General features: G+C 33.0%; 14 protein-coding genes and 1 pseudogene. 10 read left to right on the forward strand and 5 right to left on the reverse strand.

Annotation, left to right across the window (positions count from 1 at the left end; translation table 11 throughout):
• The first annotated feature begins 7 nt into the window (after positions 1 to 7).
• Genes HMPREF2961_RS11410 through HMPREF2961_RS11420 form a run of 3 tightly spaced genes read left to right on the forward strand, consistent with a single transcriptional unit; the run spans position 8 to position 3,573 of the window.
• Complete coding sequence (locus HMPREF2961_RS11410) at positions 8 to 1,003, forward strand: glycosyltransferase family 2 protein (protein WP_002315328.1); 996 nt, start codon at positions 8 to 10, stop codon at positions 1,001 to 1,003.
• 3 nt (positions 1,004 to 1,006) lie between these two features.
• Positions 1,007 to 2,149, forward strand: a complete 1,143-nt coding sequence (locus HMPREF2961_RS11415; RefSeq protein WP_070704811.1) for a CDP-glycerol glycerophosphotransferase family protein — start codon at positions 1,007 to 1,009, stop codon at positions 2,147 to 2,149.
• Positions 2,146 to 3,573, forward strand: a complete 1,428-nt coding sequence (locus tag HMPREF2961_RS11420) for a lipopolysaccharide biosynthesis protein (RefSeq protein ID WP_002315326.1) — start codon at positions 2,146 to 2,148, stop codon at positions 3,571 to 3,573. The genes HMPREF2961_RS11415 and HMPREF2961_RS11420 overlap by 4 nt, the downstream gene beginning before the upstream one ends.
• A gap of 66 nt (positions 3,574 to 3,639) precedes the next feature.
• Here HMPREF2961_RS11420 and HMPREF2961_RS15945 read toward each other — a convergent pair whose 3' ends face one another.
• From HMPREF2961_RS15945 to tagD, 4 genes and pseudogenes are all read right to left on the reverse strand, one after another.
• Entirely contained in the window at positions 3,640 to 3,756 is a 117-nt protein-coding gene (locus HMPREF2961_RS15945; protein WP_228841166.1) for a hypothetical protein, read from the reverse strand.
• Positions 3,757 to 4,062: 306 nt separating this feature from the next.
• The gene (locus HMPREF2961_RS15820; protein WP_228841162.1) at positions 4,063 to 4,314 is read right to left on the reverse strand and encodes a transposase; all 252 of its coding nucleotides are present in this window, start codon (positions 4,312 to 4,314) and stop codon (positions 4,063 to 4,065) included.
• Between the two features lie 205 nt (positions 4,315 to 4,519).
• Positions 4,520 to 4,735, reverse strand: a complete 216-nt coding sequence (locus tag HMPREF2961_RS15825; RefSeq protein WP_227326630.1) for a hypothetical protein — start codon at positions 4,733 to 4,735, stop codon at positions 4,520 to 4,522.
• A gap of 373 nt (positions 4,736 to 5,108) precedes the next feature.
• Positions 5,109 to 5,520, reverse strand: a pseudogene (gene tagD, locus HMPREF2961_RS11435) (glycerol-3-phosphate cytidylyltransferase).
• Between the two features lie 124 nt (positions 5,521 to 5,644).
• Here tagD and HMPREF2961_RS11440 point away from each other — a divergent pair.
• Both HMPREF2961_RS11440 and HMPREF2961_RS11445 read left to right on the forward strand, forming a co-directional pair.
• Positions 5,645 to 7,036 carry an O-antigen ligase family protein gene (locus tag HMPREF2961_RS11440; protein WP_002325481.1) on the forward strand — a complete coding sequence of 464 codons (1,392 nt, stop codon included), beginning with the start codon at positions 5,645 to 5,647 and terminating at the stop codon, positions 7,034 to 7,036.
• 133 nt (positions 7,037 to 7,169) lie between these two features.
• Complete coding sequence (locus HMPREF2961_RS11445; protein ID WP_024635868.1) at positions 7,170 to 8,117, forward strand: NAD-dependent epimerase/dehydratase family protein; 948 nt, start codon at positions 7,170 to 7,172, stop codon at positions 8,115 to 8,117.
• Between the two features lie 38 nt (positions 8,118 to 8,155).
• Here the strand turns inward: HMPREF2961_RS11445 and HMPREF2961_RS11450 are convergent, their stop codons facing one another.
• Complete coding sequence (locus HMPREF2961_RS11450) at positions 8,156 to 9,316, reverse strand: serine hydrolase domain-containing protein (RefSeq protein WP_002315320.1); 1,161 nt, start codon at positions 9,314 to 9,316, stop codon at positions 8,156 to 8,158.
• Between the two features lie 164 nt (positions 9,317 to 9,480).
• On the opposite strand from HMPREF2961_RS11450, the gene mltG reads away from it, so the two are divergent.
• From mltG to HMPREF2961_RS11475, 5 genes are all read left to right on the forward strand, one after another.
• On the forward strand, positions 9,481 to 10,656 hold the full coding sequence (mltG, locus tag HMPREF2961_RS11455; RefSeq protein ID WP_070704814.1) for an endolytic transglycosylase MltG: 1,176 nt from the start codon (positions 9,481 to 9,483) through the stop codon (positions 10,654 to 10,656).
• A gap of 134 nt (positions 10,657 to 10,790) precedes the next feature.
• Positions 10,791 to 11,270, forward strand: coding sequence for a transcription elongation factor GreA (gene greA / locus HMPREF2961_RS11460; RefSeq protein WP_002289156.1), 480 nt, complete (start codon positions 10,791 to 10,793; stop codon positions 11,268 to 11,270).
• 168 nt (positions 11,271 to 11,438) lie between these two features.
• Positions 11,439 to 12,170 (forward strand): cell wall-active antibiotics response protein LiaF, encoded by a 732-nt coding sequence (gene liaF, locus HMPREF2961_RS11465; protein WP_002315319.1) that lies wholly within the window; start codon positions 11,439 to 11,441, stop codon positions 12,168 to 12,170.
• Positions 12,167 to 13,234, forward strand: a complete 1,068-nt coding sequence (gene liaS / locus HMPREF2961_RS11470; protein ID WP_002289154.1) for a two-component system sensor histidine kinase LiaS — start codon at positions 12,167 to 12,169, stop codon at positions 13,232 to 13,234. The genes liaF and liaS overlap by 4 nt, the downstream gene beginning before the upstream one ends.
• A 6-nt stretch (positions 13,235 to 13,240) precedes the next feature.
• Positions 13,241 to 13,873, forward strand: a complete 633-nt coding sequence (locus HMPREF2961_RS11475) for a response regulator transcription factor (RefSeq protein WP_002315318.1) — start codon at positions 13,241 to 13,243, stop codon at positions 13,871 to 13,873.
• Positions 13,874 to 13,955 lie beyond the last annotated feature (82 nt).

The raw sequence follows: 13,955 nt of genomic DNA on the forward strand, positions 1-13,955 counted from the left end.
GAAGAGAGTGCATAAAATTAGTGTTATAGTACCCGCATATAACGTAGAAAACTATTTAGAAAACTGCTTAGAATCTATTTCCAATCAGACACATTCAAATATTGAAATAATAGTAGTCGATGATGGTTCCCCGGATCGAAGTGGGGAAATTGCAGAAGAATATAAAAAGAAAGATATGCGATTAAAAGTGATACATCAAGTGAATGGTGGTTTAAGTGCGGCTAGGAATTCTGGTCTTGATTCTGCAACAGGAGATTTTGTGTGCTTTATTGACAGCGATGATTGGATAGAACCAGACTATCTTGAGTTACTATATTTTGGTACGCAAACTTATGGAGCAGATATCTCGGTGCTAAAAATAAAAAAGATTTCAAGTTTAGAACAACTAAAAGAACATACAATTGCTGAGAGAAAATGGGAAATATTTGATAGAGAACAAGCAATGAAAAACTTATTTATAAATAATAAAATTGGCTATTCTGCAAATAATAAATTATTCAATAGAAATTTATTTGATAATATAAGATTCCCACTGGGTAAATTAATGGAAGATAAGGCTACTACTTATTTGTTGATCGATCATTCCGAAAAAGTTGCTGTCAATTCATCTGCTAAATATCACTATTACCAAAGCCCTAAAAGTATACTGAGAGGAAGCTTCAATCCTAGAATTTTTGATTCTTTTGAAGTCCATGAAGATATACTAGTATTCATAGATAAGTTTTATCCGGAATTATCAATTAATGTTAGAACTCGCTATGTCTATGAAGCAATAAGGATGATGATGACAATGATTAAAAATAACTATACCAATAAAGAAGATTATTTACGTTCTATAAATATTTTACAACGCTTTGAAAAAGAAGTGAAAATTGATCCCGACTTTTCACCAAAATTAAAAAAATTAGTAAAGTTTTTATTAATAAATAAAAACTTGCCTTACTATATGTCAAGTAGTAAGATAGCAAGTAAATTTTTGATTAAGATAGAATCTGTGAGGTAAGAGATGAAGAATATAAAAAAATTTTTTTCAAGGAATATTTTCCCGGTTTTTATTAAAATATTACCTATTCAAAAAAATTTAATTGTATTTTCAAGTTTTGGCGGGCGTAATTATTCTGGAAATCCAAGAGTTATTTCAGAGAAAATTCATGAAAAAAAATTGAATTACAGAATTATTTGGTTAATTAAAAAAGAAGCGATTATAACTGATTTACCAGATTATATTAAAAGAATTGATTCCGATTCTTTTTTAGCTGCCTTTTATTTGTATACAGCTAAGTATTGGATAGACGATAGTCGGAAAACGATTAAGTATGCAAAAAGGAAAAAACAATTTTATTTTCAAACATGGCACGGTACGCCTTTAAAAAAAATTGAATTTGATGCAAAAGATAAGTTACCTAAACGTTACCTAAGCTATGCGAAAAAAGATAGTGAGTCAATTACATATTTATTATCTGGTAATCGCTATAGTTCTGAGAAGTATGTTTCAGCATTCAATATCGTTCCTTCTAAAATATTAGAAGTAGGAACTCCTAGAAACGATGAATTAGCCTCTAGTAAAGAGCAAGTGTTTGACTTGAAAAAGAAACAAATCAATGTCTTATTTGCTCCAACTTTTCGAAATAATATTGAGGACAACGGAATTACGCAACTAGAATGGTTAGGTGTGGATAACTTACGTGAATTTTTTAAAAAGCAACAACAAGAATTAAATTTAATGACTAAATTTCATCCTAATGTTCATAGTAAATTAGCAACTGATTCTAAAAGTATAGAATATATGAAAAAACATCAAATTACTTTAATTAATGATGGGATTCCTCTTGAAATGCTTTTTGAAGAGATAGATGTTTTAATCACAGATTATTCATCTATTTTTTTCGATTTTGCGCTAACAAAAAAACCAATTATTCTTTTTAACTATGATGAAAAAGAATACAGCTTAGAAAGAGGTTTTTATATACAGTTAAGTGAGTTACCAATTATAAGCGTACAAGATAGTTATGGCCTTGTTGATGTTTTTAAAAACCAACAAGAAAAGCTTTTGAAAAGTTCTCAAGAGTTACTTGATTATATTGGAAATTATGAAACAGGGGCAAGTACAGAAAAGGTTCTTGAGTTGTTAGAGAGGGATAAAAAGTGAAAAAAACAGTAAAAGATATATTTTATAATGCGATATATCAAGTCTTTTTGATTGTTTTGCCCTTACTTACTATACCTATACTTAGTCGTAGAATAGGTTCAACTGGTTTAGGGATTTATGGGTATGTTTTCTCAATATCACAATTTTTAATGACTGTCATTGCTGTGGGAATGAATCCTTTTCGTATTCGAAATATCGCTAAATCAAGGAAAGATAAAAAAGCACTATCTTTACAATTCTGGAATATTTACTTTCTTCAATTTTTAATAGGCTTGAGTGTTTCCTTTCTCTATATAGCCTATATTTATTTTTTTGATGTAAAGTATAAAAATTTATACTTAATTCAATTGATATTTATTGCAGGGCTAACATTAGATATTTCTTGGTTTTTTCAAGGAATTGAAGAATTTTCGAAAGTGGTTATTAGAAATACAGTTATCAAATTATCATCGGTATTGTTAATAATCCTTTTTGTTTCAACTAAAGATGATTTGTGGATTTATGTGTTCATTACTTCAATTACTAACTTTTTAGGAAGTTTAGTTTTCTGGTTGAGTATCCACGGAAAAGTAGGTAAACCACTCTTTAACTCTAATGTTTTTAAACAGTTGTGGAAACCAGCTTTTATTATTTTGACTCCTCAGTTGTTTATGCAAGTGTACACAACTTTAGACAAAACGATAGTTGGGTATTTTGTGGATCCAACAGCATTATCTTATTATGATCAGTCTCAAAAAATTGCTCGTATTATATTGGCAGTCTTAACATCAATTACTATTGTTATGTTGCCTAAAATATCTAAAGCACAGGCAGAGGGAAAATCAGAAAATATTTTAGTTTACACAAAAAAATCTTTTGATTACACGATTATTATTGCATTAATTCTTTTTAGTGTGGTGTTTATCAATACAAAAGAATTTGTTCCATGGTTTTTTGGGGAGAATTTCAAACCGATGACAATAAACATGCTTATTTCTTGTCTAATTATAGTTGTTAGTCCAATTGGTGGAGTTTTTGCTAACCAATTTGCAATTGCTATAGAAAAAGATAAGGAGTATGCTTATCCAATGATCATTGGTGCGATTGTAAGTATTATTGGAAATGTAGCTTTTGTGCCTACTTATGGCGCTGTAGCGGCTACAATCGTACTCGTGGTAGTAGAATTATTAGTCTTTTTCTTTAGAGTATTTTTTGTACGAAAAGAAATAAAAATATCCTATTTCTTTGGGAAGAACGTTATCTTATTTTTTATAGTCAATCTTACTTTGACTACTTCGGCCTATTACTTTCTTCCACAATTATTCTCTTCTTCATTTTTAGATATGGCAATTAAATCAATAATGATTTTCATTATTTATCTTCCGTTTGTTTATTTTCTTTTTCCAGATATACGAAATGAAGTAAGAAAGATTATTCGAAAATAAAATAATGTTGTAAAAAAGTAGTTCTTTGTCAAATCGGGCTGATAAGGTCATTTATGATCAACAAAGTTAGTAAGATTTACTAGCTTTTAATGCATAGCTTATTAACCCGTTGATTAGAAAAATCCACAAGCGCATATTGGTAAAACTGCAAAATCCATAAGCAAATCGTTTCAATGTTTTGATATGTGTGCGAAGATTCTCTAATTTTGTATTAAAATACTTTTTCGAAAATGCTAGTTAAAAGCCTTTTTCAGATATGAAAAAGGCTTTTTAAGATAGTGAAGTATCGAGGGAACTTCTTTGGTCATTTCTCGAAGTAGCTAGCTGTTTCTTGTGATAATTGCTAAGCAGCTTTTGATAATACTGCTAAGCCATTTTAAGTTCATAAGAGATTGAGGGTAGACAATCAACTACTTCACTTTCTGTTAAATAGCGCCATTAAAAATTCTGCCATTTCTTGAATGTTGTATAATCCAACTCGTCATCTGATTATAGAAGTAATTTATACAAAGGTTTCAATTGTCGATAGCACTTAGCTTGTGAAGTGTCTTTTTGATTCAACTGCTTCATCACACGTTTTCGAACACGATCGAAAAACTTGTTCAAGTGTTGCCCAATGTGAAAGCAATCAATGATGATTTGTGCATTTGGGAAGGGTTCTTTGACTAATGAAAAATAAGGGGCATTCATATCTGTGACAATGTATCGAACCCCCATATGAGCTTTTCTTGTAAAACGCATGAAATAAGCAATCAAATCTTTTTTTTTCTCCGGCTGGACAAAATGTCAAAGAGCTTCCCTGTCTCTCAATTCATACAAGAAAAGGAGAACTTCCCATGGAAAATTGAAAGAGAGCGAAACTCGTCGAATAGTAAACAATGAGGTAAATAGTCTAGCTTCTGTCGCAGCGTTGCCGATAGAGCAGATAATGTCCGTTGAACTGTCGTTACTGAAAATCACAACGTTTCGCAATTGTCTTTAATGCTTGACGATCGGTCAACTCTTCTAATATCGTGTAATGAACTTGTTTCGAAATAAAACATGAAGGAGCGACAAGATACGTATGAGCAGTAAAATATTTCCCGCATGATTGGCAGTGGTAATGTTGTTTTCTAAGACGCAAATAGGTTTGTTTATTCCCACTGCGATTTAAGATAATCATTGAAATCTTCTTGCCGTTTTTCTCGATCTGCTTTGCAGATTCTTTACAAAATAGACAATGTCTAAAAGTGCGAACTAATGGACCTTCGATTACGATGGCTTTCTTGTCCTTATAAAAAGTTTCATGAAAAGAATTAATTTCAATATTTTTATCTTTAATAGTGAAGAGCTCTTTGATAGAATGAGAAATGGATATCAAAAACTTCCTTTCAGATTGATGTTTTAGACGACTCTATTCTATCGGAATTTTTTTATGTCTGTTTTTTTTTACAAAAAATCTAGGACCGACAGAAAATTCTATCAGTCCTAGAAATTATAGAGCCATTTTTTTACGTCTTATCCAGATATATTGTTCTTTTATTGTTTAAAAAATATTATTTATCACTATTTAAAGAATTAAGTTCGTTCTTTATTTGAGTTGTAGAGATCTCAGGTGTTCTTGGTAAATAAATCACTTGTGCATCTGTTAGTTGTTCAAGTTCATCAAAATGTCCAGCCCAATCATCGCCCATCACGAAATAATCTGCATGGTATTCTTTTATATCTTTTACTTTTTGTTCCCAATTTTCTTCAGGAATAACTAAATCAACGTAGCGAATAGCTTCAAGTAACTGTTTTCTTTTTTCATAACTAAAATAACATTTTTTTTTGTTTCGCATTCCAATTGAATTCATCTGTAGAAAGGGCAACAATAAGATAGTCTCCGTATTGTTTTGCTCGTTTCAGTAAATTGATATGCCCGTAATGAAGCAAATCAAAGGTACCGTAAGTAATTACTCTTTTCATCTTTCACCTCTCGAAATTCATTAATATACATTGTTAGTTTAGCATTTTTTTGTTAGAATTGAAAGGACAGTTTATCCTAAAAAGGATAAGAAATATTTATGAGAAATAGGTGGATGGAGGAAAAATGTTGAATGAAAGATTTTTAAAATATGTGAAAGGTTGGTATTTTATTTATTTTGGTTTTATTTTAATGTTACGAGCAATAGGCCCGTATTTACTATTACCTACTAGATATGATACTTTACTTTTTTGGCCTGCTGGAATAGCGGGAGTTGTCTTGATCATTATAGATGCAATTATTGCATTTAGAGAAAAAAATCTAAAAAAATATGATTGGCTATTAATTGCTTTTATTGGCGCGATGCTAGTAAGCAGTTTAATGAATTTAAAATATGGATATAGCGAAAATATTAAGTTAATCATGTGGCAATTAATCTTTTTCTTTATGATTTATCAGTTTGGCAAAGACTATAGTAGTAACTTTTTTTTCAAAGTATTTACCTGGATACTTTCATTGGTATGGTTTTTAGCTAATTTAGTATCATTATACTGGTTTGTCATTCAATATGGCATAAAAATTCCAATAAAATATAAGTATTACCCAGTTCGTTTAGGGTGGTTAGGCAACCGTTTATTTGGTGTATATACAGATCCAAATTTTGGTGCGGTTATATCATTAATCGTCATCATTATTGCTATATATTATTTGGTCACTTACAAGCATTTAAATCTTCTATTTAAAATATTTTTTGTAATTAATATTTTTATTCAATTCTCGTTTATTGCTTTATCGGGTTCACGCACCACATTAGTTTGTTTATTAATAACAACTTTTGTTTTTAGTTTCTTTACAAGTTATAGTAGTCGTTTTCTTAAAACTAATACTTTAAAAAGATGGCTAACTGCATTAGTAGTAGGATTGCTAAGTATAATTGCGATGTATTATGTAACAGATATAACTGCTCATGCATGGGCACATGTTCCGCATATTACAGAAGTAAAAAAAGATACATCTGATTCATCAGGAACAACTAGCAGCAATAAAGTTGATTTAAAACGCCCTGACACTGATAGCGGGGATGTTTCTAATTTAAGGTTTGAACTTTGGAAAAGTGCAATTGAAATATTCAAGAGTAAGCCGATATCCGGAGGTTCTCCAGGCTACTATATTGAATATGCACATGATAAACTACCATATACATTAATGGGAAAAGATACTTTAACTGCTCATAATTTTATTTTCTTAGTGATGGCTGCTACAGGAGGATTAGGTCTATTGACATTGTTAACCTTCTTATTTATCCAATGCTTTAAAGCCTTGCGTTATTGTTTCACACAACCAAATCTAGTAAAAGATAAGCACTTTTTTGCTATTTTAATGATTCTTACAATAGCAGTTTCGGCATTATTTATCACAGAACTCATTTTGGTTAGTACGATAGGTTCATTTATTTTTTGGGGATATCTGGGTTCTATCCAAAAAACTATATCTAAAGAAGAAGGAGTAACTAATTGAAACTATTTTTAGGTATATGAAAGTAGAAAAGAAAACTAGTTATCCCAACTTCAACAAATTTTATAGTTTTTACAATATAAAAATGGTAAACTAATATTATTTGATACGAAAATGTGCAATTGGAGTGAATTTGATGGACACTATATTGATTACTGGCGGAGCTGGTTTTATCGGTTCAACGCTAGCGAATTATTTGGGAAAAGAAAACAAAATCGTAGTAGTCGACGATTTATCAATGGGAAAAAAAGAAAACTTGGATATGGAGAAACAAGTGACTTTCATTGAGGGGGATGTATCAGATCCTCAATTGATGGAAAGAATCATGAAAGAATATCAGTTTGCCTATATTTTTCATCTAGCTGCTGTAGCTAGTGTGGCAGATTCTGTGGAACGGCCTTTAGAAACACATCGTGTAAATTTTGACAGTGCGCTTTTATTGCTTGAATTAGCACGAAAATATCAATCTGATTTAAAACGATTAGTATTTAGTTCCTCAGCTGCAGTTTATGGTGATGAACCAACATTGCCAAAAAAAGAAGAATCAGTCATCCGTCCATTAACACCATATGCCATCGATAAGTTTGCAGCAGAACAATATGTTTTGGATTACTGTCATTTATATGATGTTCCGACTAGTGCTGTCCGATTTTTTAACGTTTATGGCCCAAATCAAAATCCGAACTCTCCATATAGCGGAGTCATTTCGATTCTAGTGGATCGTTACAAAAAACAATTGGCAGGAGAAAAAGCGGAATTTACTTTATTTGGCGATGGGAGTCAGTCTAGAGACTTTGTTTATATAGAAGATGTTATACAAGCACTTTTACTTGTTGCCAAGGAAGAAAAAGCTTTAGGACAGCAATTCAATGTCGGTACAGGAAAAAGCACTACGCTACTTGAATTGATACATTCAATTGATCAAATCTTAGGAACAGAGCTAGCGCTTAAATATGAAGCGGAGCGTTCAGGGGATATTCGTGATTCCTTAGCGGATATTTCAAAAATTCGTTCTTTAGGCTATAAGCCTAAATTTGATATATTGAGCGGAATGGAACGGTATTTAAAGTCAGAAATCAACTAAAACAAAAACCAGCAAGATGCTGGTTTTTTTGTTTCGACTTAGCTTTTTAAATTAACACCTTCCATCAGTTCATAAATCTGATTTCTTAAATCAGTGGCCAGCAATTTGATGTTTTTATCTGATTGGATATTACTTTCCATAACGATGGCATCTTTAGTGTCTTTTTTCATCGCCACTACTGCATGGAATCGATTGATATTCCCCTGAGCAAGGATATAATCGTTTCCACTGTAAACACCGCCGCTGTAAGGATGTTTATCACCATTATTTTGCCACAATGAAAAAAGTAGTTCTTTTGGTATGATACCGCCAGAAAGAACACTGGTAAAGAATTTGTTCAAGTCATAAACAGACATACTTATGTTTCCTGTACCTAATTCATTTCGGATGTCGGTTTCAGGCTCGATCAATGCTTTTGAATAATCGTCAGTTGCAGACATCTGGTAAGATACAGCATGTTGAGGCGAATTTTTTACATTGTCATAAAAATCTGTATGTTCTAGATGGAGTGGACGAATGATTTCTTTTTTTAGAAGAGTTTCATAAGGCTGATTCGTTAGTTTGATCAATATCCCTGTAAGCAATGTATAATTCAATGGTTCATAATGATACGTATCATAATCAGTAAGTTTCAAATGATGAAGGGCGAACTGAATGATTTCACTATCCGACATAGGTTTGTCGGGAGAAGCAGTTCGATGAAGACCAGAGCGCATATAAATCATATTTTTGATTGTGATTTGCTGACTTCCAGGAATCTGAGGATAAAATTCTGCTAACTTTGTGTCAAAAGTTAACTTACCAGCTTGGATTTGTTTTAGTATCAGTAAAGCAGTCATTGCTTTTTGAATCGAACCGATTTGATAGTAAATAGAAGGTGAATTCGATTCTTTTACGCGCAGATTTGCGTATCCATATCCTTTTTCTAATAGTACGCGATTATTTTTGCGAACATAAATCGAACCGATATAATCTGATTTTTGTAGTAATTGATCAATTTTGCTAGCAAGCCTCTGCTCATCGGGCGTTAAATTGGAAGTAAGTTGTGCTGGCTCCGTTTTATAAGTTTGGGACTGAGGTGTTTTTGTTAATTGACCTCCTATAATGATGCCTGTTGAAAAGAAGCTGACAGACAATAATAAAATTACAAGAAAAGAAATAGAAATTTTTTGTTTTTTTCGATGTTTTCCTTTTGACATGTTAATTCCTTTCTATCCATTTTTAACTATTTTTCATTGTAATCCTCAAAAAGAGTATTTGCCACTTACAATTTTGACATAATATTTGGTAAAATAATTCACGGCAGTAGAAATTTCATGTATAATAAACAGAGTTACGAAGATGATAGTAAGGAGGAGTTGTTTTGTCAGGAAACAAACAACACCCAAGTAAAGATAAAAAAGAAGCCAGTAAGGCAGCTACAGCAGATATAATCGACAAGCGGAGAAATCTGCGTAAAAAAGAAGATAAGATTGTGAGGAAGATCATTTTAGTGATTGCTCTTACATTATTAATTATTGGCGGATTTCTTGGATTTACTGTGTATCGTTATGTAGATAGCGGGTTGAAGCCTTTAGATAAATCAGATGACCAATTAGTCCAAGTGGAGATCCCGAGTGGCTCTTCTAACAAGCAGATTGGTGAGATTTTGGAGAAGGACAATATTATTAAAAGCGGGATTGTTTTCAATTATTATACAAAATTTAAAAATTTAACTGGCTTTCAAGCTGGCTATTATCAGTTAGCGCCTAATATGACTCTTGACGAGATTGGCAAACAGCTGCAAGAAGGCGGCACTTCTGAGCCAACAAAAGTTGCAGATGGGAAAATTGCCATTCCAGAAGGGTACGATATCGATCAGATTGCTGAACGGGTAGCGAAGGTAACTGGTAAAGACAAGAAAGAATTTTTAGATTTAGTGAATGATGAGACTTTCTTTAACGAGTTGCACCAAAAATTCCCAGAACTGTTGGAAAGTGCATCTAAAGCTGAGAACACAAAATACCGTTTGGAAGGTTACTTATTCCCAGCCACATATGATTATTACACGAGTACTTCGCTTAAGGATCTAGTGATTGAAATGGTGAACAAGACGAATACGGTCATGCAAAACTATTATTCAGCTATCAAGCAGAAAAATTTGACTGTACAAGAAGTTTTAACTCTAGCTTCTCTAGTTGAAAAAGAAGGCGTAAAAGAAAATGATCGTAAAAACATTGCACAAGTCTTCTTTAACCGAATCAAAGCAAATATGCCACTTCAGTCAGATCTCTCTGTTTTATACGCATTAGGTGAACACAAAGAATTAGTGACGTATGAAGATACAGCTGTAGATTCACCATATAATTTGTATACCAATACCGGCTATGGACCTGGACCTTTTGACAATCCAAGCGAAGAGGCAATCAAGGCAGTATTAGAACCAGCAGAAAATGACTATTATTATTTCGTAGCAGATACGAGCACTGGAAATGTTTATTTCGCTAAAACTTATGAAGAACATATGGAATTAGTGGAAAAATATGTAAATAATTCTTAGAAAACAGGCTCTAGACATTGATCATTTTTAGAAAAACATTTACATTTGAAGAAAAGCGTGGTAATCTTTTTTGGACTATATTCCTCAAAAGATTACCTTTTGCGGTATTTTATCGAAAAAAGGAGACGTTACACATGGTAGAGAAAGTTTATCCAATGACTCTAGAAGGTAAAGAAAAATTAGAAAAAGAATTAGAAGAACTAAAAACAGTCAAACGCGGGGAAATCATTGAACGAATCAAAATTGCCCGCGGTTTCGGAGATCTTTCCGAAAACTCTGAATATGAATCAGCGAAAGATGAACAAGCATTTGTTGAAGGAAGAATCACAACAATTGAAAATATGATTCGTTTTGCTCAAATCATCGATAACGACGGTGTAGATGCAGATGAGGTATCAATTGGTAAAACAGTTACATTCATCGAACTACCAGATGGAGAAGAAGAAGAGTACACGATTGTCGGAAGTGCTGAAGCAGATCCGTTTTCTGGCAAAATTTCCAATGATTCTCCTATTGCGCAAGCATTGATTGGCAAACGTAAAAATGATGAAGTAACTATTGCTACTCCAGGTGGCGATATGTTAGTTAAAATCGTCAAAGTAGAACAAGCGTAGTCTGACTGAAAGATCTAGAGAGTTCATCTTACTGATGATACACTCTAGATCTTTTTCTCTTTGTGTATTTTAGATTTCAACAAACGATCTTACATCTAAAGTCCTATAGCCAACAGTTAAAAAAATAGGTATGATGAAATGAGAATGTGTCAGGAGGGAGAAAGAGCGATGAATAGTTCTTGGCGTTTTTTTGTGGTAGTTGAAGCACTACTGCTGTTATTTGCTGTTTGGCAAATCGTAAACAATACTGGACTTTTGCTTTTAGTGATATTCGGTATTTTCAATATATATCTAGCTATGCGCAAACATCCTCGTACTAAATTTCAAAATTTTCAATTGATATTAGGAAGTTTGGTCATTTTTTTTAGCTTAGTCAACAGTCCTGCTTTATGGATGATGGCTGTATTTGCCGTTTTATTTATTGGACTAAAAGGTGTAGAGATTTCAGGGATAGATTTAACCAAAAATGCTTTTTGGCGAAAGAAACAGATCATGATGGTCCAAACAGAGCAATTAAAAACACATAATAATGAGCGGAAAAGACAGCAATTATTCGGTAACCAACGTATTGGAAACGACGTCTATGAATGGGACGATATCAACATCGCCGTCATTTCTGGTGATACTATCATAGATTTGGGCAATACGCTTTTGCCAAAAGATGATAATATTGTGATTGTAAGAAAAGGGATAGGCAGAACACGAATCTTAGTACCTTTGGGCGTAGCCATCCGATTAGAGCATGCGACATTAGTAGGAAATGTCTTGTTTGAAGAAGAGCAATTTTCTTTGAAAAATGAACAAATCAAAATCTACAGCAGTGATTATGATGAAAATCCTCGTAGACTGAAGATTATTACTAATACCTTGATTGGAGATATCGAGGTGATACGAATATGATGGGAAAAATATCCAGAGCGATGCTAGCTGTTTATTCGGGGATTGCGGCTTTCCTTATTATTCTATTTTCACTTTTTACTTATTTTTATGCCAGTAATCAAAGTCATTGGTGGGGAGAATTACTGCGTGCACGTTTATTATATGTTCCGCTTATCTTCCATTTGTTAGCTATTTCCTTAGGTGTAGGATTAATCGTCTTTCTATTATTATCACTTATTCAAAAGACAAAATACGGGAAAATCGAAGAAAAGCTGCGTGCACTCTCTTCTGGCAATTATGAATCCAAATTGTTGCTTCTTCCGATCCCAAGTGCATCGGACGATTTATACATCAAAGATATTGATAAGGAAATCACTAAAATAAAAGAAAAAATGATTGAAGTATCTAGTGAATTACAAATTGTAACGAGCCGTCCCCAATATGTAGATGGACAAACCAAAGAAGAAATTTTAGAATTAGAAAGACATCGATTAGCCCGTGAGCTGCATGATTCAGTTTCGCAACAATTATTTGCAGCAATGATGATGATGTCGGCATTAACGGAGCAAGCAGAAAAAAGCGAGACACCAGAAATGTTCCGCAAGCAGTTGAAAATGGTAGCAGAGATCATCAACGCTTCCCAGTCTGAGATGCGTGCGCTGCTTCTTCATCTGCGTCCAGTCAATTTAGAAGAGAAAAGTTTAAAGCAAGGTATCGAGCAGTTATTGAAGGAATTGCAAAATAAAATCCAGATTTCGCTGAAATGGGATGTAGAAGATGTAAAACTATCTAGTTCCATTGAGGATCACTTGTTCCGAATCGTTCAAGAATTGTTATCAAATACATTAAGACATGCCAAAGCCAATGAATTAGAGGTATATTTGCATAAAATAGACAATAATCTTTTATTGCGTATTATTGACGACGGAACAGGGTTTAATATGAATGAAACGAAAACGGGAAGTTATGGATTGAACAATATCAAAGAACGAGTAGCTGGTATTGGTGGAACAGTAAAAATCATTAGTTTTAAAGGGCAAGGTACAAGTGTAGAAATCAAGGTCCCTTTGATGAAGGAGGCATAGATAAGGATGATAAAAGTTTTATTAATAGATGACCATGAAATGGTGCGCTTAGGCGTCTCTTCTTATTTATCTATTCAAGAAGACATTGAAGTAATTGGAGAAGCTGAAAATGGACGACAAGGCTATGAGAAGGCGATGACACTTCGACCGGACGTCATTTTAATGGACTTAGTCATGGAAGAAATGGATGGTATCGAATCAACAAAAGCAATCTTAAAAGATTGGCCAGAAGCTAAAATCATTATCGTAACCAGTTTTATTGATGACGAAAAAGTTTATCCTGCCATTGAAGCAGGTGCAGCAGGGTATTTGTTGAAGACTTCTACCGCACATGAAATTGCTGATGCTATAAGGGCAACGCAACGCGGCGAGCGAGTATTAGAACCAGAAGTGACAACAAAAATGATGGAAAAAATGAGTCGGCGAAATGAGCCTGTATTACATGAAGAACTAACGAATCGTGAAAATGAAATTTTAATGCTGATTTCTGAAGGGAAAAGTAATCAGGAAATAGCGGACGAATTGTTCATTACACTGAAAACAGTAAAAACACATGTTTCCAATATATTGGCTAAGCTAGAAGTGGAAGACCGTACACAAGCCGCTATCTATGCATTCAAACATGGTTTGGTGAAATAATGATTTTTTGAGGGAAAGATTTAGCTAATCTACCCTCTTTTTTTACATAAAATAAAGGATTCATCCTGTTTTTAATCTCTTT

Origin of the sequence: Enterococcus sp. HMSC076E04, assembly GCF_001814285.1 — a bacterium.
Lineage (GTDB): Bacteria > Bacillota > Bacilli > Lactobacillales > Enterococcaceae > Enterococcus_B > Enterococcus_B lactis.

Bases quoted from the DNA above. Each gene is read 5' to 3' on its own strand.
- liaS (WP_002289154.1), top strand. From the start codon at position 12,167: ATGATGGGAAAAATATCCAGAGCGATGCTAGCTGTTTATTCGGGGATT.
- greA (WP_002289156.1), top strand. From the start codon at position 10,791: ATGGTAGAGAAAGTTTATCCAATGACTCTAGAAGGTAAAGAAAAATTA.
- liaF (WP_002315319.1), top strand. From the start codon at position 11,439: ATGAATAGTTCTTGGCGTTTTTTTGTGGTAGTTGAAGCACTACTGCTG.
- HMPREF2961_RS15820 (WP_228841162.1), bottom strand. From the start codon at position 4,314: ATGCGTTTTACAAGAAAAGCTCATATGGGGGTTCGATACATTGTCACA.
- HMPREF2961_RS11445 (WP_024635868.1), top strand. From the start codon at position 7,170: ATGGACACTATATTGATTACTGGCGGAGCTGGTTTTATCGGTTCAACG.
- HMPREF2961_RS11415 (WP_070704811.1), top strand. From the start codon at position 1,007: ATGAAGAATATAAAAAAATTTTTTTCAAGGAATATTTTCCCGGTTTTT.
- HMPREF2961_RS15825 (WP_227326630.1), bottom strand. From the start codon at position 4,735: ATGATTATCTTAAATCGCAGTGGGAATAAACAAACCTATTTGCGTCTT.
- HMPREF2961_RS11475 (WP_002315318.1), top strand. From the start codon at position 13,241: ATGATAAAAGTTTTATTAATAGATGACCATGAAATGGTGCGCTTAGGC.
- HMPREF2961_RS11440 (WP_002325481.1), top strand. From the start codon at position 5,645: ATGTTGAATGAAAGATTTTTAAAATATGTGAAAGGTTGGTATTTTATT.
- HMPREF2961_RS11450 (WP_002315320.1), bottom strand. From the start codon at position 9,316: ATGTCAAAAGGAAAACATCGAAAAAAACAAAAAATTTCTATTTCTTTT.